We start from the raw sequence: 19601 nt of genomic DNA, 5'->3' as shown, positions 1-19601 counted from the left end.
CATCCATGGCCGAGACCCCGACAGACGCTATCCACTCGATCCTGATCAAGATCCCGGAGAGCATTGCTGCGTTCCGATCAGAGTTTGGCCAATTCAGACAATCGACCGAGACGCGGCTTGACGCCCTGGAAGTCTTAATCCGCAAACAGCGTCGCGATTCCGCTGGCATGCTGGTCATGATGCGCGCGGCCGCCAGCGACTTCGACGAACGTGTCACCGAGGTCGAGGAGCGCATCGCCGCTCTCGAAGCCAGGAAGAGCTGATCCCGCGTTGTCGGCTCGCGGCGCGCTCTCGGGGTTGATAACCTTGGGTGCCGCCTGACCGCCCCCTCCTCTCGCCTGCGTCGCCGGCACCCTTGGATTCCGCCGATCACCGCGTTATGCACGGTGCAGCCGTTTCGACGCGTGCGTCAGCCGCACGGTCCAATTCTTATCCCAGGGAGTTCCAGCCATGGCCCGCATTACCTTGCGTCAATTGCTCGATCACGCGGCGGAGCACGATTACGGCGTCCCGGCCTTCAACATCAACAACATGGAACAGGCGCTGGCGATCATGACGGCGGCCAGCGCAGCCGACGCCCCGGTCATCATCCAGGCCTCGCGCGGCGCCCGCGCCTATGCCAACGACGTCATGCTCAAGCACATGATGGACGCGCTGACCGAGATCTATCCGCAGATCCCGATCTGCGTGCATCTCGACCACGGCAACGAGCCGGCAACCTGCATGACCGCGATCCAGTCCGGCTTCACCTCGGTGATGATGGACGGCTCGCTGAAGGCCGACGGCAAGACCCCCGGCGATTGGGAGTACAATGTCGGCGTCACCAAGACCGTGACGACGATGGCGCATCTCGGCGGCATTTCGGTCGAAGGCGAACTCGGCGTGCTCGGTTCGCTCGAGACCGGCATGGGCGACAAGGAGGACGGCCACGGCGCCGAAGGCAAGCTGTCGCACGACCAGTTGCTGACCAATCCCGACGAGGCCGTGAAGTTCGTCCAGGAGACCAAGGTCGACGCGCTCGCGATCGCGATGGGCACCTCGCACGGCGCCTACAAGTTCACCCGCAAGCCGGACGGCGACATCCTCGCCATGAACGTGATCGAGGAGATCCACCGCAAGCTGCCGAACACCCATCTCGTCATGCACGGCTCGTCGTCGGTACCGCAGGACCTCCAGGAGATCATCAACTCGTTCGGCGGCAAGATGAAGCCGACCTGGGGCGTGCCGGTCGCCGAGATCCAGCGCGGCATCAAGAACGGCGTGCGCAAGATCAACATCGACACCGACAACCGCATGGCGATGACCGGCCAGATCCGCAAGGTTCTGTCGGAGCACCCGGAAGAGTTCGATCCGCGCAAGTACCTGAAGCCGGCGATGGAAGCGATGACCAAGCTCTGCAAGCAGCGCTTCGAGGAGTTCAACACCGCGGGCCAGGCCGGCAAGATCAAGCGCGTGCTGACGACCGCCGAGATGGCCAAGCGCTACGCCGGCGGCGAGCTCGACCCGAAGGTGGCGTGAGCCGATGCCAGCCGAGACGGCAGTGAACTCTCCTTCTCCAGGAGGGCCATCGCAGTTGAACATTGGCGTCTCGCGCTCGCCTGTCCCCCGTCGTCATGGCCGGGCTTGTCCCGGCCATCCACGTTGTACGGCAAGCTGGGAAAGACGTGGATGCCCGGGACGAGCCCCGGGCATGACGGAGTAACTAACGGGCATGATCGTTCGTCGCGACAGTCCCGTATTTCTCTTTGCGATCATCCCAAGACGGAGGGGGGAGCTGACCGCCGCTGAGGCGCAGGGTTCCCGCCATCAACGTCCCGTTCACCTCTGTGAGAGCCTGCCTCAGCTGCGGCCAATGTTTGCTCGGCAACGGCCCGAGAACCGTCTAGTTTGACGGGCAGGGCAGATGCCGTCTGGAGCAGATGATGGACATCTTCGCATTCACCACCGTCGCCGCTGCGACGGCGGCGCCCGGCCTGGGCTATCCCGCCGCCGGTAAAGCGGCCCGCGACAGGCTTGCGGATCACCGCTCCGCGTACTACCCGCAGAGAGCACGCCTCGCCCCATGGCGGACCGTGCCTCACCGCATCGACAATGACGGAAACCCCCGCTACCTGGTGGCGTTGCGCGAGAAGAAGGCGGCCTAAGTGTCCGGCAAGACCACATCCGCGCGGCCCGAGCCGCGCCTCTATCTGGCGACGCCGGTGGTGACCGACGCCGCGGCGCTTGCCGCCAGCCTGCCCGCGATCCTCGCCAGCGCCGACGTCGCCGCGGTGCTGGTACGGATTCAGGACAGCGATCCGCGCAGCATGATCACCACCGTGAAGGCGCTGGTGCCGGCCATCCAGGGCGCCGGCGCGGCGCTGTTGATCGATGGCCATCCCGACATCGTGGCACGTGCGGGCGCCGACGGCGCACATCTGACCGGCATTGCCGCCTTGGAAGACGCGTTGCCCGGCCTCAAGCCGGACCGCATCGCCGGGGGCGGCGGACTGTCGACGCGGCATGATTCGATGCGGGCCGGAGAGCTCGGCGCCGACTACGTGCTGTTCGGCGAGCGCGACGCGCAGGGCCGGCGGCCGTCGCCGGATGCCGTCAACGAGCGCCTGGCGTGGTGGGCCGAGCTGTTCGAGCCGCCCTGCGTCGGCTATGCGATCTCGCTGAAGGAAGCGGCCGACTTCGTCGCCGCAGGAGCGGATTTCGTGCTGGTCGACGATCTCGTCTGGAACGATCCGCGTGGGCCGGCAGCCGCGCTGGCCGACATCGGTGCGACGATCCGGCATGCCCACGCGGCGGCGCCGGCCGTCGTCGCGGGACAGGGCTGAACGGCTGGCGATGACGGTGCTGCGCCTGACATGCCTCGTTGCTGCGCTCCTGGCCCTGGGGCCCGGCGCGCGCGCGCAGATCTCGTTGACGCCACCGGCCCTGCAACAGCCGCCGGCCGACAAGCCCAAACCTGCCGAGAAGGCCGCCGAGAAGCCAAAACCGCCGGCGCCACCGGCGGCCGCGGCGAAGAAGCCGGCTCCCGCCCCGTCAGCCAAGCCGGCCGCGCCGGCGCCCGCCCCGACGCCTCCGGCCGCGGCCAACGATCCCAATGTGGACCTGGTCTACGGCGCCTATCAGCGGGGCCAGTACAAGACAGCCTTCGACTTGGCGACGCCGCGTGCGCAGGCCGGCGATCCCAAGGCGATGGCGATGCTCGGGCAGCTCTATGAGAACGCCCAGGGCATCCGCCGCGACTATGAGAAGGCGGCGATCTGGTACAAGCGCGCCGCCGAGGCCGGCGACCGCGAGGCGATGTTCGCGCTGGCGATGATGCGGCTGGCCGGGCGCGGCGGCCCCGTCGACAAGCCGGAGGCGGTGAAGCTGCTCGCCTCCGCCGCCAAGCTCGGCGAGCCCAAGGCGGCGTATAATCTCGCTCTGCTTTATCTCGACGGCCAGACGCTGCCCCAGGACCTGAGGCGCTCCGCCGAGCTGCTGCGGATGGCCGCGGACGCCGGCAATCCGGAGGCGCAATATGCGCTGGCAACCTTCTACAAGGAGGGCACCGGCGTCCCGCAGGATCTGGAAAAGGCCGCCCGCCTGCTGCAGGCGGCGGCGATCGCCGACAATGTCGACGCCGAGGTCGAATACGCCATCGCGCTGTTCAACGGCACGGGCGTGCCCAAGAACCAGCCCGCCGCGATCTCGCTGTTGCGCCGGGCAGCCCGGCAGAACAGCCCGGTGGCCCAGAACCGCCTCGCCTGGGTGCTGCTGTACGGGATCGCCACCCAGATGGATAAGGTCGAAGCCTATAAATGGCACCTGGTGGCCAAGACCGCCGGCAAGGGCGACCCGAAGCTCGACGAGAAATTTGCCGACATGCCGCCCGAGGATCGCGCCAAGGGCGAGCAGGCCGCCAAGCGCTGGCTCGGCACGATCAAGTAACCTGGGCTTGACCGGCATCTGATCCGCCCTTGACGCGGCGGCCCCTTCAGGGCACCCACAGCCAGCCGTTTCACCCGCCTTCGTCCTGATCCAGGCGAGGCGCGCACCGCAAGGTGCGGTCAGCCCAGCGCATCGAGCACATGATTCACTCCGCCCTCATCAATGTCATGGTCAAGGCCGCGCGCCGGGCCGGCCGCAACCTCAAGCGCGATCTCGGCGAGATCGAGCACCTCCAGGTGTCGCTGAAGGGGCCCGCGAACTTCGTCTCGCGCGCCGACAAGAAGGCCGAGGAGATGCTGTACGAGGATCTCTCCAAGGCCCGGCCCGGTTATGGTTTCCTCGGCGAGGAAGGCGGCAAGCGCGAAGGCAGCGACAAGTCGCACACCTGGATCGTCGATCCGCTCGACGGCACCACCAATTTCCTGCACGGCATCCCGCAATTCGCGATCTCGATCGCGCTCCAGCGCGAGGACACCGTGATCGCCGGCGTGATCTACAACCCGGCCAATGACGAGCTGTACATCGCCGAGCGCGGCAAGGGCGCGTTCCTCAACGACCAGCGGCTGCGCGTCGCCGCGCGCAAGCAGCTGCATGAATGCGTCATCGCCTGCGGCCTGCCGCACATCGGCCGCGGCGACCACCAGCAGTTCCTGCGCGAGATGACCTCGCTGCAGGTCAAGGTCGCGGGCCTGCGCCGCTTCGGCGCCGCCTCGCTCGACCTCGCCTTCGTCGCCGCCGGCCGCTTCGACGCCTATTGGGAACGCGACCTGCAGCCCTGGGACATCGCAGCCGGCATGATCATGGTGCGCGAGGCCGGTGGCACCGTGTCGGGCATCGACGGCAAGGAAGACGCGCTGGCGACCGGGCACGTCGTGTGTGGCAACGAGGTCATCCACCGCGAGCTGGTGAAGGTGCTGAAGGCGGCGGCGTAGGGGTCCGATCTTACTGGCGTTTGGACCCAGGCTATCGCCTCTCGCTCGCTGTCATCATCCGCGAAAGCGGATGATCCAGTACGCCGTGACGGCTGTGATGAACACGACCACTTGCGTTTACTCGATGCCCGCCTTCGCGGGCATGACGGTGCCGGGTGATGTTGGCGCGGCCGTCGCTCCACGCGCGGTGTCGCCCCGGCCTTGAGCCGGGACCCATAACCACCGGCCGCCGCGATTAAGCGAGAACGGTCGACCAGCGTGCCTCAAACATCTCCCTGTGGTTATGGATCCCGGATCGGCGCACGCTTGCCGCGCGCTTGTCCGGGACGACACCGAGGGTGGAGCTGACGGCTGGGCTCTGCCCGCGAAAAGCTACCTGCGCCCGCTGGTGAAGGCCTGCGGCGTGGCGCCCGGCAGGGCCGGCGAGTTGATGTCGCTGTCGATGCGATCGGACGACTGGCCGGCATAGCTGAAGCCGAGCGACAGGCTGACATTGGAGGTCGGCTTGAACTCGACGCCACCGTTGATCGCGTAAGCCGGCGTCGAGGTGGAGCGCCCATCGAACGTCGCGAACGGGCCACCCAGACCGGGAGTGACCTTCAGCGCCTCGAAGCCGCCGTAGAAGCTGACGCCGCTCTTGAAGGTGTAGCCGTATTGCGCGCCCTCGGTGGTGTAAGTGCCGAGCGCGCCATAGCGGTTGATGATGTTCGAGCTCAGGCCCACGCCCGCCAGCGACGCCCAGTTGCTGGACACGCTGTAGCGACGCGCAAAGAAGCCGCTGTCGCGGCCATCGGCCGTAAAGCTCGGAAAATTGCCATAGGAGTCAAGGCTGCCGGAGTCGCTGAAGCCGACCGGCCAGCCGGGGAGCCAGTACTTCACAGGACCGGACTGGGCTTGCGCAGCTTGACCACCAAGGCAGATGGCGGCGAGCGCGAATGCGAGAACAGATTTGCGAGAGATCATCGACATGCCGTTTCCGTTACATGTCGGAGAACAATACACGCAGCGAGCGGGGAACTCCAGTTGCCAGGATTGGAGCACCATTTCCCGCATCGGCGGTGCACTTCCCTCCTCCTGGCGAGGATGGCAGCGCACCGCCAGCGTGGCGAGATTGCGGCTCAATCGCTCGAGCGAGCCATCGCGATTGCGATCATCTACGGCTTCACCGGCGCCGGCGGTCCATAGGCTTGCGGCTCCGCGCCCTTCTCCGTCTTCTCACGATCCCCCGCCAGAACGCGCTGCACCGAGACGAAGAACACCGGCACCATCAACAGCGCCAGGATCACCACCGCGATCATGCCGCCCATGACGTTGGTGCCGAGCGCCTGCTGGCTGGCGCCGCCGGCGCCGGTCGCCATCGACATCGGCAGCACGCCGCAGACGAAGGCGAGGCCGGTCATGATGATCGGACGGAAGCGCAACGAGCAGGCCTCGACGGTTGCCTCGACCAGCGGCTTGCCATGGGCGCGCAGATCCTTGGCGAACTCGATGATCAGGATCGCGTCCTTGGCGGCGAGGCCGATGATCGTGATCAGCGCGACCGTGAAGTAGACGTCGTTGGACAGCCCGCGCAGATTGGCTGCGACGACGGCGCCGAGAATGCCGAGCGGCACGGTCAGCAGCACCGCGAGCGGGATCGTCCAGCTCTCATACAGCGCGGCGAGGCAGAGAAACACGACCAGCGCCGACAGGCCGAGCAGCAGCGGCGCCTGCGAGCCCGACAGCTTCTCCTGCAGCGACTGTCCGGTCCATTCGTAGCCGAAGCCGCGCGGCAGCTTGGCGGCGAGACGCTCCATCTCGTTGAGGGCATCGCCCGAGGTGAAGCCCGGCTTCGCCTCGCCGGAGATGCGGATCGCCGGGTAATAGTTGAAGCCCGCGATCTGGGTCGGTCCCTTGGCCCACTGGATGGTCGCGAACGACGAGAACGGCACCAGCTGGCCCTTGGCGTTCTTGACGCTGTAGTTGAGGATGTCGTCCGCATTCATGCGGCTGATGCGGTCGGCCTGCACCACGACGCGCTGCATGCGGCCACGATTGGGGAAATCATTCACGTAGTTCGAGCCGAGATTGGTCGAAATCGTGTTGTTGATGTCCTCGAAGGTGACGCCGAAGGCGCCAGCCTTCTCGCGGTCGATCATCAGATTGACCTGAGGTCCCTGCGGCAGGCCCTCGACATAGACCTTCTGCAGCACCGGGCTGGCATTGGCTTCCGCGATCAGCTGATCCGCAGCCGCAACGAGCGCGGTGTAGCCCTTCTGGCCGCGGTCCTGCAGGCGGAAGCTGAAGCCGGAGGAGTTGCCGAGATTGTCGATCGGCGGCGGCTGCAACGCGGTGATCTTGGCGTCACGCAAGCCGGCGAGATCGCGATTGATGTCGGCGACCAGCGCCGCCGCGCTGTCGTGCTTGCCGCGCTCCGACCAGTCCTTCAGCGAGATGAAGGCCTGCGCGGTGTTGACGCCCTGGCCGGCATAGCTGAAACCGGTGAGGAAGGTGACGTCCTCGATGCCGTCGCGCTTGGCCAAGTACTTCTCGACAGCCTCCACAGCCGCCTGCGTCCGCGCATAGGAGGAATCCGCCGGCGTCTGCACGTCGGTCGTGATGAAGCCCTGGTCGTCGACCGGCAGGAAGCCGCCGGGCAGCTGGATGAAGGCCCAGGACAGGCCGACGATGAAGATCGCGTAGATCAGCATCACTCGGCCGGTACGCCGCAAGCCGCCGCGCACGACGCCGACATAGCGGTTGCGGCTTCCATCCATGAAGCGATTGAACCAGCCGAACACACCGGTCCGAGCATGGCCGTGGCCGGCCTCGACCGGCTTCAGCAGGGTCGCGCACAGCGCCGGAGTCAGCGACAGCGCCAGCAGCGCCGAGAAGCCGATCGCCGCCACCATGGTGATCGAGAACTGCCGGTAGATGATGCCGACCGAGCCGGGAAAGAACGCCATCGGCACGAACACCGCCATCAGCACCAAGGTGATGCCGATGATGGCGCCGGTGATCTGGCTCATCGCCTTGCGCGTTGCCTCCTTCGGCGACAGCCCCTCCTCGCTCATGATGCGTTCGACGTTCTCGACCACGACGATGGCGTCGTCGACGAGGATGCCGACCGCGAGCACCATGCCGAACATCGTCAGCATGTTGATGGAGTAGCCGACCAGCATCAGCGTCGCGCAGGTGCCGAGCAGCGCCACGGGGACGACGATGGTCGGGATGATGGTGTAGCGGATGTTCTGCAGGAACAGGAACATCACCACGAACACCAGCACCACGGCTTCGACCAGCGTCATCAGCACGCGCTTGATCGAGGCCTTCACCACGGGCGTGATGTCGTAGGGGATCTCATAGGTGATGTTCGAGGGGAAGAAGCGCGACAGCTCCTTCATCTTGGCTTCGACCGCGCTCGCGGTCGCCAGCGCGTTGCCGGTCGGCGACAGCAGCACCGAGAGACCTGCGGTCGGCTTGCCGTTCAAGCGGGTGTTGAACTGATAGCTGAGGCCGCCGATCTCGATGCGGGCGACGTCGCGCAGCCGCACCGTGGAGCCGTCGGCATTGGCGCGCAGGATGATCGCGCCGAACTCGTCCGGCGAATCGAGCTGGCCCTTGACCAGAACCAGCGCCGAAGTGCGCTGGACGGTGGTCGCGGGCTCCGCGCCGATGCTGCCGGAGGCGACCTGCGCGTTCTGCGCGCCGATCGACTTGGTGACGTCGTCGGCGGTCAGGCCGTAGCCGATCAGCTTGGCCGGATCGAGCCAGACGCGCAGTGAGCGCTCGGTGGAATACAGCGTGGCGCGGCCGACGCCGGGAATACGGCGGATTTCGCCGAGCACGTTGCGGATCATGAAGTCGCCGAGGCCGACCTCGTCGAGGCTGCCGTCGGTCGATTGCAGGGTGATGATCTGCAGCACCGCGGCGGAGGCTTCCTCGACCAGGATGCCCTGCTGAATCACGGCGCGCGGCAGCCGCGCCTCGACGCGCTTGAGGCGGTTCTGCACCTCGACCGAGGCATCGTTGGTCGACGTGCCCGGCACGAAGTTGGCGGTGATCTCGACCTGCCCCAGCGAGTCGCTGGTCGATTCGAAATTGAGGATGCCGGAGGCGCCGTTGAGCTCCTCCTCGATCAGCCGCGTCACGCTGTTGTAGAGATTCTCGGGCGAGGCGCCGGGATAGCTGGTCGAGATCGAGATCGATGGCGGCGCGATGATCGGATATTGCGCCACCGCCAGCAGCGGGATCGCGATCAAGCCGATCAGGCAGATGAAAAGCGCGACGACCCAGGCGAAGATCGGCCTGTCGATGAAGAAACTCGGCATCAGGACTTACCGCGACGCTGACTTCGTTTCGAGCTGGGCCGCCGCGCTGACCTCGGTCCAGACCTGCGGCGCGACCTTGTCGCCGGCGGCAAATTTCTGGAAGCCGTCGACCACGACCTTGTCGCCGGCGCGCAGCCCGTCGGTGATCAGCACCAGGCCATCCTGCACCGGTCCGGTGCGGATCGGACGCACGATCGCGCGGCTGTCGTCGCGGATGACATAGACCTCGGAGCCGCCGGCGGCATTGCGCTGCACCGCCTGTTGCGGAACCGCGACCGAGTCGCTGTCGATGCCCTGCTCGATGCGGACGCGGACATACATGCCCGGCAACAGCTCGCGCTTGGGATTGGCGAACTCTCCGCGCAAGGTGACCTGCCCGGTGGCGGCATCGACCTTGGCGTCGGAGAACAGCAGCCGGCCCGGAATCGAATAGGGCGTGCCGTCGTCGAGCACGAGACGGACCTTGATGGCGTCGGGCGAGATCTGATCGAGATCGCCGGACTCGAAGGCGCGGCGCAGGCGGTTCAGCTCGCTGACCGACTGGGTGAAATCGGCATAGATCGGATCGAGCTGCTGGATCGTGACCAGCGAGGTCTCGTTCTGCACGGCAATCGCGCCCTCGCTGAGCTGGGCCGCGCCGACGATGCCGTCGATCGGCGCGCGCACGGTGGCGTAGTCCAGATTGAGCTGGGCGCGCGCGAGATCCGCCTTGCGCGCCTCGATGTCGGCCGCAGCCTCCCGCTCCCCCGAGATCGCCTTCTCGTTCTCGACCGCCGGGGCCGCGCGCTCCTTGAACAGCTGGGCGATGCGATTGGCCTGCTGCACCGCGCGCTCATGCACCGCCTCGGCCTTGGCGAGCGCGGCACGGCTCGACAGGATCTCGACCTCGAACGGCTTCTGATCGAGGCGGTAGAGCGGATCGCCGGCCTTGACCTCGCTGCCCTGGCGGAACAGCCGCTCGACGATGATTCCCGAAACGCGCGGCCGCACGTCGGAGACGCGGGTCGGCGCGATGCGGCCGGGCAGCTCGCGGACGATGGCCCGCGCCTTCTGCTCGACGGTGACGATGCCGACGTGGGGAACCACGACTTGCTCATTGGCGTGAGCCTGAGCCTGAGAACCTTCGTTGCAGCCGGCCAGCAGCGGCGCGGCTGCGAGCATCAATGCACTGCTGAGCAGCGACGCGCGAAAATGAGACATGAGTCTTGGAGCCCCCTGGATCATGTTGGAAAGGAGTCGACCGGATGACCGGGTCATGGCCCATTCTGGAGCCGAGCGTGTCCCGCACCATAAAAGCGCGGTGCTGCGACGCAACGCAGCAGCCGGGCGGCTTGATGTCACACGAGCTACTTGATTGAACAATCGAGTTTTTTTACGATTCACTCGATTGTGAGCGCATTGTGGCAAGCAAGTTCCCGCAGGTTCCGCACAGCGAAACGCGAATCCCGCTCAAGTTCCGGCGGATTCCTACTGCGATCTGCGGCTTAGTTGACGGGCCGCAGGCGGTAGTGACTGACGCCCCATTCGCGGCCCTCGTCGTGGCCGAACAGGCCCGATGTGGCGAGGAAGAACCAGCGCCAGCGGCGCATCCACAGCGTGGCGTCGTCGCCATAGACCGGCTGCAGCGCCTGCAGGATGCGGTCGCGGTCGGCATCGAAATTAGCCAGCCAGTCCTTGGCCGTGCGCTGATAGTGCGTGCCGCTCCAGCGCCATTCCTTCTCGACCGCGAACAGATCCTCGTACTGCCGGATCAAGCCGTGGCTCGGCATGATGCCGCCGGTGAAGAAGTGCTGTGCGATCCAGTCCTCGCGATCGTTGCGATCGAACAGGTAGGAACCGGTGCGGTGGGTGAAGATATGCATGAACAGCCGTCCGTCCGCCGCCAGCCATGATCTGACGCGCGACAGCAGCTCGCGCCAATTCATCATGTGCTCGAACATCTCGACCGAGACGACGCGGTCGAAGCGCGCCTCCGGGGTGAAGTGGTTCATGTCTGCGGTGATGACGCGGAGATTGAGCAGGCCGCGCGCTTCGGCCAATTCCTCGATCGCGCGGCGCTGGGAGTGCGAATTCGAGACCGCGGTGATCTTCGCATGCGGGAACTGCCGGGCCATGAACAGCGACAGCGAGCCCCAGCCGCAGCCAAGCTCGAGGATGCTTTGGCCGTCCTGCAGATCAGCATTGGCGACGGTCTGGCGCAGCGCCTCCTCCTCCGCCTCCTGAAGCGTCGAGACCGGCTCCTTGTAGAAGCAGCAGGAATATTTGCGGTTCGGCCCGAGCACCCGGGCGAAGAACGCGGCCGGCACCTCGTAATGCTGGCTGTTCGCCGCATCGGTATGCTCCGCGATCGGACGCGTCGTCAGCAGGCGGGCGAACTCCGCGTCCCCCATGGCATTGACACCCCCGAGCCGCGTCGCCGTACGGGCGCACAATTCTTGGATGGCGGCGCGGATCACGGCGTCGGGCAGCGGCACACGTTCCGCGGCGCCGATGATGGTGGAGATGAAGCTCATGCTCGGGCTCCGTTACTTCGCAGCAGGATTGGGCGGCAGGGGGAAGAACGCGCTGGTGCGGGCCTGGTAGGCCCGGTAGCGGTCGCCGCGCGAGCGCAGCATCTGCTCTTCCAGCGGCGGGATGCCGGTGACGTGGACCAGGATGTAGTACATCAGCAGCGGCGCCAGCAGACTGGCGATCCCCCAGGGGTTGTCAGGTGACAACGCGATGACGGGATAGGCGAGCCAGCACACCCATTCGAAAAAATAGTTGGGATGCCGCGACCAGCGCCACAGGCCGACGTCGCAGACCTTGCCCTTGTTGACGGGATCTTCCCGAAACGCCTTGAGCTGGGCATCGGCCAGCGCCTCGCCCGCGATGCCCGTGAACAGCACGAGGACGCCGAGATAGTCCTGCAGCCGCAACTCGGCCGCTGGCGCGTGCGCTGCGACGAACATGGCTGAGACCAGCGGGATCCCGCCCCACGCCTGCTGCTGCAGGAAAAAGAACATCCGCCGTGGCGCGGCGTCCCCCCATTGCCGGGCGAATTCAGCATAGCGCGGATCATCGGACATGCCGCGGCTTCGCGCCGCGACATGGCCGCCCAACCGGAGCGACCAAATCGCCACCAGCACCGCGACCAGCCATTGCCGCGCGTTGGGAGCATCACCGCCCACGGGCCAGATCGCGCCGGCGGCCCCGACGAGGCCGACGGAAAATGTCCAGATCGTGTCGACCCAGCCGGAATTTCCGGTGCGCTGCTGCACCACCCAGGCGGCCGCCATGAGCAGGGAGAGCGCCAAAGCCAGCACCAGCAGCGCCTGCAGATAATCAACGATGGTCATGACAAAGCCCGGGCATTCCCGCTAGATAAGAGCCAACGGGACTAACTACGCCGCGGATGCCCGCCGGTTTCAGCCATGGTTCCGTGCAGGGACGGGGATTGCGCCGATCGCGGCTGTTCTCCGCACCCTGCTATGCCATAGTGGATTTTCGGGACCGGTCCCCGCAACGGATGTCATCGACAATGCCTCAAGGCTCCCCTCCCCGCTCCGCCATGGGCGTCGACCCGACCAAACTGTCCACGCCCCGGATCTTCCTGGTGCGGATGCTGGTCTTCCTGGTGCTGTGCGCCCTGGTCGGGGTCGTGCTCTACAAGCAGATCATCATGGCGTTCTTCGCCAATCCCGGCCTCAACGCCCTGATCGGCGCGGTGCTCCTGATCGGCGTCATCCTGGCGTTCCGGCAGGTCGTCCGGCTGTATCCGGAAGTCTCCTGGGTGAACAATTTCCGGATCGCCGATCCCGGCCTCGCGGTTCCTCGTCACCCGGTCCTGCTGGCTCCCATGGCCGCCATCCTCGGCCGCGAGCGCACCGGGCGGATGTCGATCTCGCAGCAGACCATGCGGCACCTGCTCGACTCCATCGCCACCCGGCTGGACGAGGCCCGCGACATCTCCCGCTACATGACCGGCCTGCTGGTCTTCCTCGGCCTGCTCGGCACCTTCTGGGGCCTGATCGAGACCGTGGGCTCGGTCGGCAAGGTGATCGACGGGCTCAAGGTCGGCGGCGACGCCGGCGCGCTGTTCGATACCCTCAAGGGCGGCCTCGCGGCTCCGCTCAGCGGCATGGGCATCTCGTTCTCGTCCTCGCTGTTCGGCCTCGCCGGCTCGCTGATCCTGGGCTTCCTCGACCTCCAGTCGAGCCAGGCGCAGAACCGCTTCTATACCGACCTGGAGGACTGGCTGGCCGGCACGGTGCGGGAATATGGCGGCACCGGCGACACCGGCGCCGATCTTTCAGTGGCCATCGAGCGGCTGCGCACGGCGATGGAGGAAGGCTCCAATCGCGGCGCCACCGCGGCCATGGCCAACCTCGCCGAGGCGATCCAGGGCCTGGTCGCGCACATGCGCACCGAGCAGCAGATGATCCGCGAGTGGGCCGACGGCCAGGGCGAGCAGAACCGCGAGATCAAGCGGCTGTTGGAGCGGCTGGCGCGGCAGACGGAGAAGAGCTAGCGCGGTATTCGCGCTCGCGTTTACAGTTTCCGAGGAGACGCTGAATGGCGCTGGCCCGTTCCCGCCGGGGAGAGTCCGGCCTCAACTACTGGCCGGGCTTCGTCGACGCGCTGTCGACCCTGGTGCTGTCGATCGTGTTCCTGCTGACCGTGTTCCTGGTGGTGCAGTTCTTCCTGTCGCAGGAGGTCACCGGCAAGGACAAGGCGCTGGAGCAGCTCAACGCCAAGATCGCGCAGCTCAACGAGATGCTGTCGCTGGAGAAGCTCGGCAAGCTGTCGCTCGACGACGAGGTCGCGCAGCTGCGCGCCGGCCTTTCCAATGCCGAGGCCGAGCGCGACCGCATCAAGGGCCTCTATGACGGGCTCGCCAATGCCGGCAGCAATGCCGCAGGACGCGCTTCGGAGCTCAATCGCGCGCTCGATTCCGAGAAGCAGGTCACGGCGCGGGCCTTGGCCCAGATCGAGGTGCTCAACCAGCAGATCAGCGCGCTCAGACGTCAGCTCGCGGCGCTCGAAGACGCGCTCGACGCGTCCGAGAAGCGCGACAAGGAATCGCAGAGCCGGATCGCCGATCTCGGCTCGCGCCTCAACGTCGCGCTGGCTCAGCGGGTGCAGGAGCTGACGCGCTACCGCTCGGAGTTCTTCGGCCGGCTGCGCGCGATCCTCGGCAACCGTCCCGACATCCGCGTTGTCGGCGACCGCTTCGTATTCCAGTCGGAGGTGTTCTTCGACACCGGACAGGCGACTCTGCTGCCCGAGGGACAGCAGGAGCTGAACTCGGTGGCAACGGCCCTGGTCGATCTCGACAAGCAAATTCCAGCCGAGATCTCCTGGGTGCTGCGGGTCGACGGCCACACCGACGTTCGTCCGATCAACAGTCCGGTGTTCAAGTCGAACTGGGAATTGTCGTCGGCGCGCGCCATCTCGGTGGTGCAATATATGATCTCGCTCGGCGTTCCCGCCCAACGTCTGGTCGCGGCGGGCTTTGCCGAATTCCAGCCGCTCGATCCCGCGAACACCGAGGACGCCTTCCGCCGCAACCGCCGCATCGAATTGAAGCTGACGGAGCGGTGACGTCGCCCTTCACCCTCCGTCCCTATCGCGCCGCCGATGAAGACGCGACGATCGCGCTGTGGCAGGAGACGTGGCAGCTCGCCTATCCTACCATCGATTTCGCCGCGCGGGTGCCGTGGTGGCGCGAGCGGTGGCGGAGCGAGCTGGTCCCCAAGGCCGAGGTCATCGTGGCCGAGGTGGAGGGAATGCTCGCGGGCTTCGTCACCATCGACGAGACGGGCTACCTCGATCAGCTCGTGGTGTCACCGCAGCATTGGGGCTCACCGCTCGCGACGCAGCTCGTTGACGCCGCCAAGCAGCGGTCTCCGTCTGGCATCACGCTGCTGGTGAACAAAGACAACGCCCGCGCCATCCGCTTCTACAAGCGATCTGGGTTCATCGAAGCCGGCGAAGACGTCAACCCGACGTCCGGCCGCCCGGTGCTGCGGATGGCGTGGACGCCCTAGGCACAGACACACCGCCGCCGGCCGAACCTACCGCTGTCGTCCCGGACAACCGAGCGTAGCGAGGGCAGATCCGGGACCCATACTCCGCAGCAGAGGTGTTGCGAAGAACGATGTGGCGATGTTCGACTACCAAACATTCGACCGGGGTTATGGGTCCCGGCGTTCGCCGGGACGACACCGAGTGGGCAGCAATATCAGCAACTACACGCCACGAAACAGCACGCCCACCGTCAGCACCACGAAGGCGATCGCCAGCGCGTCGAAGGCGTGGGCGGCGGACAGCAGCGGCACCGAGGCGTGCATGTAGTGCGCGAGCATCGCGACGAGCGCGAGCACCAGCGCGATGGCGAAGATCACGAACGACGGCGGCGTGAGGGCAAAGCTGCCACGACGATAGGGCATGGTCATTCATCCTGTGCGATGGGCGCCACAGCATGAATGGCGCCATGAAGTTTCGCGCAGGGAACGTATAAAGCTGCAGAAAGGTTGCAGGGTCTGCGACGAGAATTCGCGGTGTTGCAGACCGTCCACGGGTGTTGCTGAAACTACACGGTCTCGAACTGCAGCCGCGCCAGCCGCGCATAGAGGCCATTGGCGGCGACCAGCGACGAATGCGTGCCCTGCTCGACGATCCGGCCACGGTCCATCACCAGGATGCGGTCGCAGGACAACACTGTCGCGAGACGATGCGCGATCACCAGCGTCGTGCGGTCCTTCATCAGGCCTTCGAGCGCCGTCTGCACCAGGGTCTCGCTCTCGGCGTCGAGCGCCGAGGTCGCCTCGTCGAGTAAGAGCAGCGGCGCATCGCGCAGGATGGCGCGCGCGATCGCGATGCGCTGGCGCTGGCCACCGGACAAGGTTACGCCGCGCTCGCCGAGCTGGGTCTCGAACCCTTCCGGCAGGCGGCGGATGAATTCGCTGGCATGGGCGAGGTCGGCGGCGCGCTCGACCTCGGCGTCGGTGGCCTCGGGGCGGCCGAAGCGGATGTTCTCGCGCGCGCTTGCCGCGAACACGACGGACTCCTGCGGCACCAGCGCCATCCGCTCGCGCACCTTGCGCGGATCGGCGGCGCGCACGGGGACGCCATCGACCGAGATCGTGCCTGACGCCGGATCGTAGAAGCGCAGCAAGAGATGAAACAGCGTGCTCTTGCCGGCGCCGGACGGGCCGACGATCGCGACCTTCTCGCCGGCACGGATCGCAAACGACACGTCCTCGAGGACCCGGACGTCGGGACGGCTCGGATAGGCGAAGCCGACGCGCTCGAAGCCGATGTCGCCGCGCGCGGGCTCAGGCAGCGCCACGGGCCGTGCGGGCGCGGTGATCTCCGGCTGGACGTGCAGCAGCTCGAACAGCCGCTCCGCAGCACCCGAGGCCGCCGAAACCTCGCCCCAGACCTCCGAGAGCTGGCCGAGGCCGGCAGCGGCGAAGGCCGCATAGAGCACGAACTGGCCGAGCCGGCCGGCGCTGATGTTGCCGGTCAGCACGTCATGCGAGCCGACCCAGAGGATCGCGACGACGCTGGAGAACACGATGAAGATGATGATCGCGGTGAGCACGCCGCGCGCCTTGGTCGAGACCCGCGCCGCCTCATAGGCCTGCTCGACCTCGCCGCCGAAGCGGCCGGCCGCAAGCTTCTCGCTGGTGTAGGCCTGCACAGTCCTGATCGCGCCGACCAGCTCCGAGGCATAGGCCGAGGCATCGGCGAGCGTATCCTGCGCGTTGCGCGACAGACGGCGCACCCAGCGTCCGAAAGCCACCAGCGGCAGCACGATCAGCGGGATCGCCAGCAGCACGAACAAGGACAGCTTCGGGCTGGTGAACACCATCATCGCGGTGGCGCCGAGAAACAGCAGCAGATTGCGCAGCGCGATCGAGACCGAGGCGCCGGCCGCCGACTTGATCTGCGTCGTATCGGCGGTGAGCCGCGACACCAGCTCGCCGGAGCGCGCGGAATCGAAGAACGACGGCGACAGCGACATCAGATGGGCGAACACGTCGCGGCGGATGTCGGCGACGATGCGCTCGCCGATCGTCATGACGAGATAGTAGCGGGCGGCGCTTGCCAGCGCGAGCACGGCAACCACTGCGATCATCACGCTGAAATAGCTGTTGATCAGCTCGATGCCCTTCGGCGTGAAGCCGAAATCGATCATGCGGCGGACCGCGACCGGCACCAGCAGCGTGGTGAGCGCGGCAACCGTCAGCGCGATCAGGGCCAGCACGGCGCGAAAGCGGTAACGCATGATGTAGGGCGCCAGCGCCAGCAACGGGCGAAGCTTGGAGCGGCGGACCGGGGCGGCCGGCTCGGTCAGCGCCTCGACGGCGGCGACGGCATCCTCGACCGCCTCCTGCGCCAGGGGGGCAGCGCTCTGCCGCTCGTCAAGCCGTTCCACTGCACTCATGGGGCCACCTAAGAATTCATCCAATCTCTCGTCGTGATAGGCCTGCCGCCCCGGCCTTGGCAAATCCGGAAACTTACCAAGGTGGGGATGCGAGCCCTGGCTTGTTTGGCGACCTTGGCTTGTTTTAGGCGGGACCTTGGGCTATAGAGCGCGCCAATTGTCCCCCTTCAGTGACGACAGGATCAGGCGCGGCTGCGCCGCGTCATGTCTTCGCATCACGCCGCAGGACCCGCCATGAAAGCCGACATTCATCCGAATTATCATACGATTACGGTCGTGATGACCGATGGCACCGAGTACCAGACCCGCTCGACCTGGGGCAAAGAGGGCGACAAGCTCAACCTCGACATCGACCCCAAGTCGCATCCGGCCTGGACCGGCGGCACCCAGCAGATCATGGACCGCGGCGGCCGCGTCTCGCGCTTCCAGAAGAAGTTCCAGGGATTCCTCAAGAAGGATTGATGCCTCCGAGCCGCCTCGTGCGGCCTCCTGGCTCTGCCCTGAATCGACCCCCATCACAGCAAAACGCCCCCGGAAACGGGGGCGTTTTTGTTTGGGTGGCGAAACTGCGGTCTGGCACCGGCTCGGCCAAGGCCGAGCCGCGGGCCCGATGGCCTTACTGCTCGAAGGCCGCCTTCAGCCGGTTGAGGTGCGGAACCAGCGGATTGCCGATCGCGCTCTGGTCCGGCGGCGGCGAATGGATGGTGGCGTCGAGCCGACGCACCCGCGTCTGCAGGCTCATCGAGCGGGCGATCAGGTCCTGCAATTGCTGCGGCAGCTTCTCGAGCAGGTCGGCCGGGCCGGGATCGGCGGCCGTCAGCTTGACTTTGGTCTTCTCGCGATTGGCCTGGCCCAGGGTCATCTCGCCCTCCTTCACCGCCCGGTGCAGCAGCAGCCACGAGGCGAGCTGCATCAGCCGCGTGGTGAGCCGCATGCTCTCCGTCGCGTAGGTCAGGCTGACGGCGCGGTCGAGCGCCTTGGCTTCATTGCGGCCCTCGCCGTCGAGATAGGCGGCGGTCTCCTCGACCAAATCCATGCCTTCCCGGAACAGCGTGCCGAATGCAGCGGAGTTGGTGAGCCGCTCATTGAACTGAACAAGAGCGCCATCGCCCAGCAAACGGTCCGACATGGTTAACGCCTCATAAACGCGACTGTTTACGCAATCCGGCAACCGCGCCGGTATGATGAACAAATCATTGCGCGGCCGGTTTCGAGAGTCCAGCAGCAACGCCCAATATGGTTTCCACGGCGTGGGACGTGCCGTGCCGGCGTACCATTTGCGGCTGCGGGACGATCAGTTCGACCGAGTCGTGCACGCATCACAACTAGCAACCACGATCACGGCAACAATGTGCGGTAGTTGGACGACGATGAACTTATTCACTGTTGCGACGCACAGGATGTGACCGGTGCCCGCCGATCCGCCGACCGGCACAGCTTCAAGACGATCCCGAGCTAACCGTTCCTGGCAAACGCTAGCGTGCTTGCCGGGACGCTAACGGCCTCGCGACGCTCCGGGTGATGCAGGGCACGTTCGGGCGCGCCAAAAAAAGAGCCGCCGTTGCCGGCGGCTTTGAAGTTGATAACAGGGAGGCGTCAAACAGAGTGGACAGGAGCCACTCAGTGTCCAAACGAGGACGGTTACGGTTGTAAACGCGAAAGCTTAATCAACCGTAAATGGCACAAATTTTTCAAACTTCGTTAGCCATGTCGGCCACTGGCCGACCGTGTTTCTACGTGCTGCGGAACCATTCTAGGACTTGAAGATGCTGGCGGCGGCATCGCGCGAGGCGCGCTTTTTGGCCACGGCCTGCTCGATCCGCTCGATCTCCGAGCGCAGCAGCGCGGCGCGGCCGGTCAGCTCCTCGACCGACAGCATCGAGAGATCCTGCCCGATCTCGTGGGAAACGGCCTTGCGCGGCCGATCGTCGTCCTCGTTTGCCATCTCGCCCTCTGCCGGTTGCCAGCGGGGCCCGGGCTGGCTTAAGCACGCCCCAGCAC

The 19601-nt window shown here is 66.2% G+C and carries 19 protein-coding genes; 10 read left to right on the top strand and 9 right to left on the bottom strand.

The window, feature by feature from the left end:
• The first annotated feature begins 5 nt into the window (after nt 1–5).
• The 6 genes from QX108_RS24950 to QX108_RS24925 all read left to right on the top strand — a co-directional run bounded on the left by QX108_RS24950 (nt 6) and on the right by QX108_RS24925 (nt 4856).
• Nucleotides 6–263, top strand: coding sequence for a hypothetical protein (locus QX108_RS24950; RefSeq protein WP_315783528.1), 258 nt, complete (start codon nt 6–8; stop codon nt 261–263).
• A 187-nt stretch (nt 264–450) separates the two neighbouring features.
• Complete coding sequence (gene fba / locus QX108_RS24945; RefSeq protein WP_172134409.1) at nt 451–1518, top strand: class II fructose-bisphosphate aldolase; 1068 nt, start codon at nt 451–453, stop codon at nt 1516–1518.
• Nucleotides 1519–1922: 404 nt separating this feature from the next.
• Entirely contained in the window at nt 1923–2144 is a 222-nt protein-coding gene (locus tag QX108_RS24940; protein ID WP_315724513.1) for a hypothetical protein, read from the top strand.
• Nucleotides 2145–2822 (top strand): thiamine phosphate synthase, encoded by a 678-nt coding sequence (locus tag QX108_RS24935; RefSeq protein WP_315783525.1) that lies wholly within the window; start codon nt 2145–2147, stop codon nt 2820–2822.
• A gap of 10 nt (nt 2823–2832) precedes the next feature.
• Nucleotides 2833–3924, top strand: coding sequence for a tetratricopeptide repeat protein (locus tag QX108_RS24930; RefSeq protein WP_315724508.1), 1092 nt, complete (start codon nt 2833–2835; stop codon nt 3922–3924).
• Nucleotides 3925–4064: 140 nt separating this feature from the next.
• Nucleotides 4065–4856 carry an inositol monophosphatase family protein gene (locus QX108_RS24925; RefSeq protein ID WP_257166422.1) on the top strand — a complete coding sequence of 264 codons (792 nt, stop codon included), beginning with the start codon at nt 4065–4067 and terminating at the stop codon, nt 4854–4856.
• Between the two features lie 372 nt (nt 4857–5228).
• Here QX108_RS24925 and QX108_RS24920 read toward each other — a convergent pair whose 3' ends face one another.
• From QX108_RS24920 to QX108_RS24900, 5 genes are all read right to left on the bottom strand, one after another.
• A complete protein-coding gene (locus tag QX108_RS24920; protein WP_315783523.1) occupies nt 5229–5825 on the bottom strand; it encodes a hypothetical protein in 597 nt (198 codons plus the stop codon).
• Nucleotides 5826–6010: 185 nt separating this feature from the next.
• On the bottom strand, nt 6011–9166 hold the full coding sequence (locus QX108_RS24915; protein ID WP_315783521.1) for a multidrug efflux RND transporter permease subunit: 3156 nt from the start codon (nt 9164–9166) through the stop codon (nt 6011–6013).
• A 6-nt stretch (nt 9167–9172) separates the two neighbouring features.
• Nucleotides 9173–10366, bottom strand: coding sequence for an efflux RND transporter periplasmic adaptor subunit (locus QX108_RS24910; protein WP_315783519.1), 1194 nt, complete (start codon nt 10364–10366; stop codon nt 9173–9175).
• Between the two features lie 284 nt (nt 10367–10650).
• Entirely contained in the window at nt 10651–11679 is a 1029-nt protein-coding gene (locus QX108_RS24905) for a cyclopropane-fatty-acyl-phospholipid synthase family protein (RefSeq protein ID WP_315783517.1), read from the bottom strand.
• Nucleotides 11680–11691: 12 nt separating this feature from the next.
• Nucleotides 11692–12504: a DUF1295 domain-containing protein gene (locus QX108_RS24900; protein WP_315783515.1), complete on the bottom strand. Its 813-nt coding sequence runs from the start codon at nt 12502–12504 to the stop codon at nt 11692–11694.
• Nucleotides 12505–12686: 182 nt separating this feature from the next.
• Here QX108_RS24900 and QX108_RS24895 point away from each other — a divergent pair, with 182 nt between their 5' ends.
• From QX108_RS24895 to QX108_RS24885, 3 genes are read left to right on the top strand one after another with little or no spacing between them, the layout of a single operon-like run.
• Nucleotides 12687–13676, top strand: coding sequence for a MotA/TolQ/ExbB proton channel family protein (locus tag QX108_RS24895; RefSeq protein ID WP_172110011.1), 990 nt, complete (start codon nt 12687–12689; stop codon nt 13674–13676).
• A gap of 44 nt (nt 13677–13720) precedes the next feature.
• A complete protein-coding gene (locus QX108_RS24890; protein ID WP_315783513.1) occupies nt 13721–14749 on the top strand; it encodes a peptidoglycan -binding protein in 1029 nt (342 codons plus the stop codon).
• Entirely contained in the window at nt 14746–15195 is a 450-nt protein-coding gene (locus QX108_RS24885; protein WP_315783511.1) for a GNAT family N-acetyltransferase, read from the top strand. The genes QX108_RS24890 and QX108_RS24885 overlap by 4 nt, the downstream gene beginning before the upstream one ends.
• A 201-nt stretch (nt 15196–15396) precedes the next feature.
• On the opposite strand, the gene QX108_RS24880 is transcribed toward QX108_RS24885, so the two are convergent.
• The gene (locus QX108_RS24880; RefSeq protein ID WP_172110014.1) at nt 15397–15597 is read right to left on the bottom strand and encodes a hypothetical protein; all 201 of its coding nucleotides are present in this window, start codon (nt 15595–15597) and stop codon (nt 15397–15399) included.
• Between the two features lie 143 nt (nt 15598–15740).
• Nucleotides 15741–17600, bottom strand: a complete 1860-nt coding sequence (locus QX108_RS24875; RefSeq protein WP_315783509.1) for an ABC transporter ATP-binding protein/permease — start codon at nt 17598–17600, stop codon at nt 15741–15743.
• A 234-nt stretch (nt 17601–17834) separates the two neighbouring features.
• Between QX108_RS24875 and rpmE the strand changes: the two genes are divergently transcribed.
• Nucleotides 17835–18062 (top strand): 50S ribosomal protein L31, encoded by a 228-nt coding sequence (rpmE, locus tag QX108_RS24870; RefSeq protein ID WP_012046762.1) that lies wholly within the window; start codon nt 17835–17837, stop codon nt 18060–18062.
• Between the two features lie 154 nt (nt 18063–18216).
• Here the strand turns inward: rpmE and QX108_RS24865 are convergent, their stop codons facing one another.
• A complete protein-coding gene (locus QX108_RS24865) occupies nt 18217–18729 on the bottom strand; it encodes a DUF1465 family protein (protein ID WP_172110016.1) in 513 nt (170 codons plus the stop codon).
• A gap of 624 nt (nt 18730–19353) precedes the next feature.
• Nucleotides 19354–19545: a DUF1192 domain-containing protein gene (locus tag QX108_RS24860; RefSeq protein WP_315724486.1), complete on the bottom strand. Its 192-nt coding sequence runs from the start codon at nt 19543–19545 to the stop codon at nt 19354–19356.
• Between the last annotated feature and the right edge of the window lie 56 nt (nt 19546–19601).

Origin of the sequence: Bradyrhizobium sp. SZCCHNR1002, assembly GCF_032381435.1 — a bacterium.
Lineage (GTDB): Bacteria > Pseudomonadota > Alphaproteobacteria > Rhizobiales > Xanthobacteraceae > Bradyrhizobium > Bradyrhizobium aeschynomenes.
Note: the sequence above shows the minus strand (reverse complement) of the source record. Positions and strands in the feature narration are given on the sequence as shown.

Coding starts and splice junctions, on each gene's coding strand:
- QX108_RS24950 (WP_315783528.1), top strand. CDS start 6: ATGGCCGAGACCCCGACAGACGCTATCCACTCGATCCTGATCAAGATC.
- fba (WP_172134409.1), top strand. CDS start 451: ATGGCCCGCATTACCTTGCGTCAATTGCTCGATCACGCGGCGGAGCAC.
- QX108_RS24940 (WP_315724513.1), top strand. CDS start 1,923: ATGGACATCTTCGCATTCACCACCGTCGCCGCTGCGACGGCGGCGCCC.
- QX108_RS24930 (WP_315724508.1), top strand. CDS start 2,833: ATGACGGTGCTGCGCCTGACATGCCTCGTTGCTGCGCTCCTGGCCCTG.
- QX108_RS24925 (WP_257166422.1), top strand. CDS start 4,065: ATGATTCACTCCGCCCTCATCAATGTCATGGTCAAGGCCGCGCGCCGG.
- QX108_RS24920 (WP_315783523.1), bottom strand. CDS start 5,825: ATGTCGATGATCTCTCGCAAATCTGTTCTCGCATTCGCGCTCGCCGCC.
- QX108_RS24915 (WP_315783521.1), bottom strand. CDS start 9,166: ATGCCGAGTTTCTTCATCGACAGGCCGATCTTCGCCTGGGTCGTCGCG.
- QX108_RS24910 (WP_315783519.1), bottom strand. CDS start 10,366: ATGTCTCATTTTCGCGCGTCGCTGCTCAGCAGTGCATTGATGCTCGCA.
- QX108_RS24905 (WP_315783517.1), bottom strand. CDS start 11,679: ATGAGCTTCATCTCCACCATCATCGGCGCCGCGGAACGTGTGCCGCTG.
- QX108_RS24900 (WP_315783515.1), bottom strand. CDS start 12,504: ATGACCATCGTTGATTATCTGCAGGCGCTGCTGGTGCTGGCTTTGGCG.
- QX108_RS24895 (WP_172110011.1), top strand. CDS start 12,687: ATGCCTCAAGGCTCCCCTCCCCGCTCCGCCATGGGCGTCGACCCGACC.
- QX108_RS24890 (WP_315783513.1), top strand. CDS start 13,721: ATGGCGCTGGCCCGTTCCCGCCGGGGAGAGTCCGGCCTCAACTACTGG.
- QX108_RS24880 (WP_172110014.1), bottom strand. CDS start 15,597: ATGCCCTATCGTCGTGGCAGCTTTGCCCTCACGCCGCCGTCGTTCGTG.
- QX108_RS24875 (WP_315783509.1), bottom strand. CDS start 17,600: ATGAGTGCAGTGGAACGGCTTGACGAGCGGCAGAGCGCTGCCCCCCTG.
- rpmE (WP_012046762.1), top strand. CDS start 17,835: ATGAAAGCCGACATTCATCCGAATTATCATACGATTACGGTCGTGATG.
- QX108_RS24865 (WP_172110016.1), bottom strand. CDS start 18,729: ATGTCGGACCGTTTGCTGGGCGATGGCGCTCTTGTTCAGTTCAATGAG.
- QX108_RS24860 (WP_315724486.1), bottom strand. CDS start 19,545: ATGGCAAACGAGGACGACGATCGGCCGCGCAAGGCCGTTTCCCACGAG.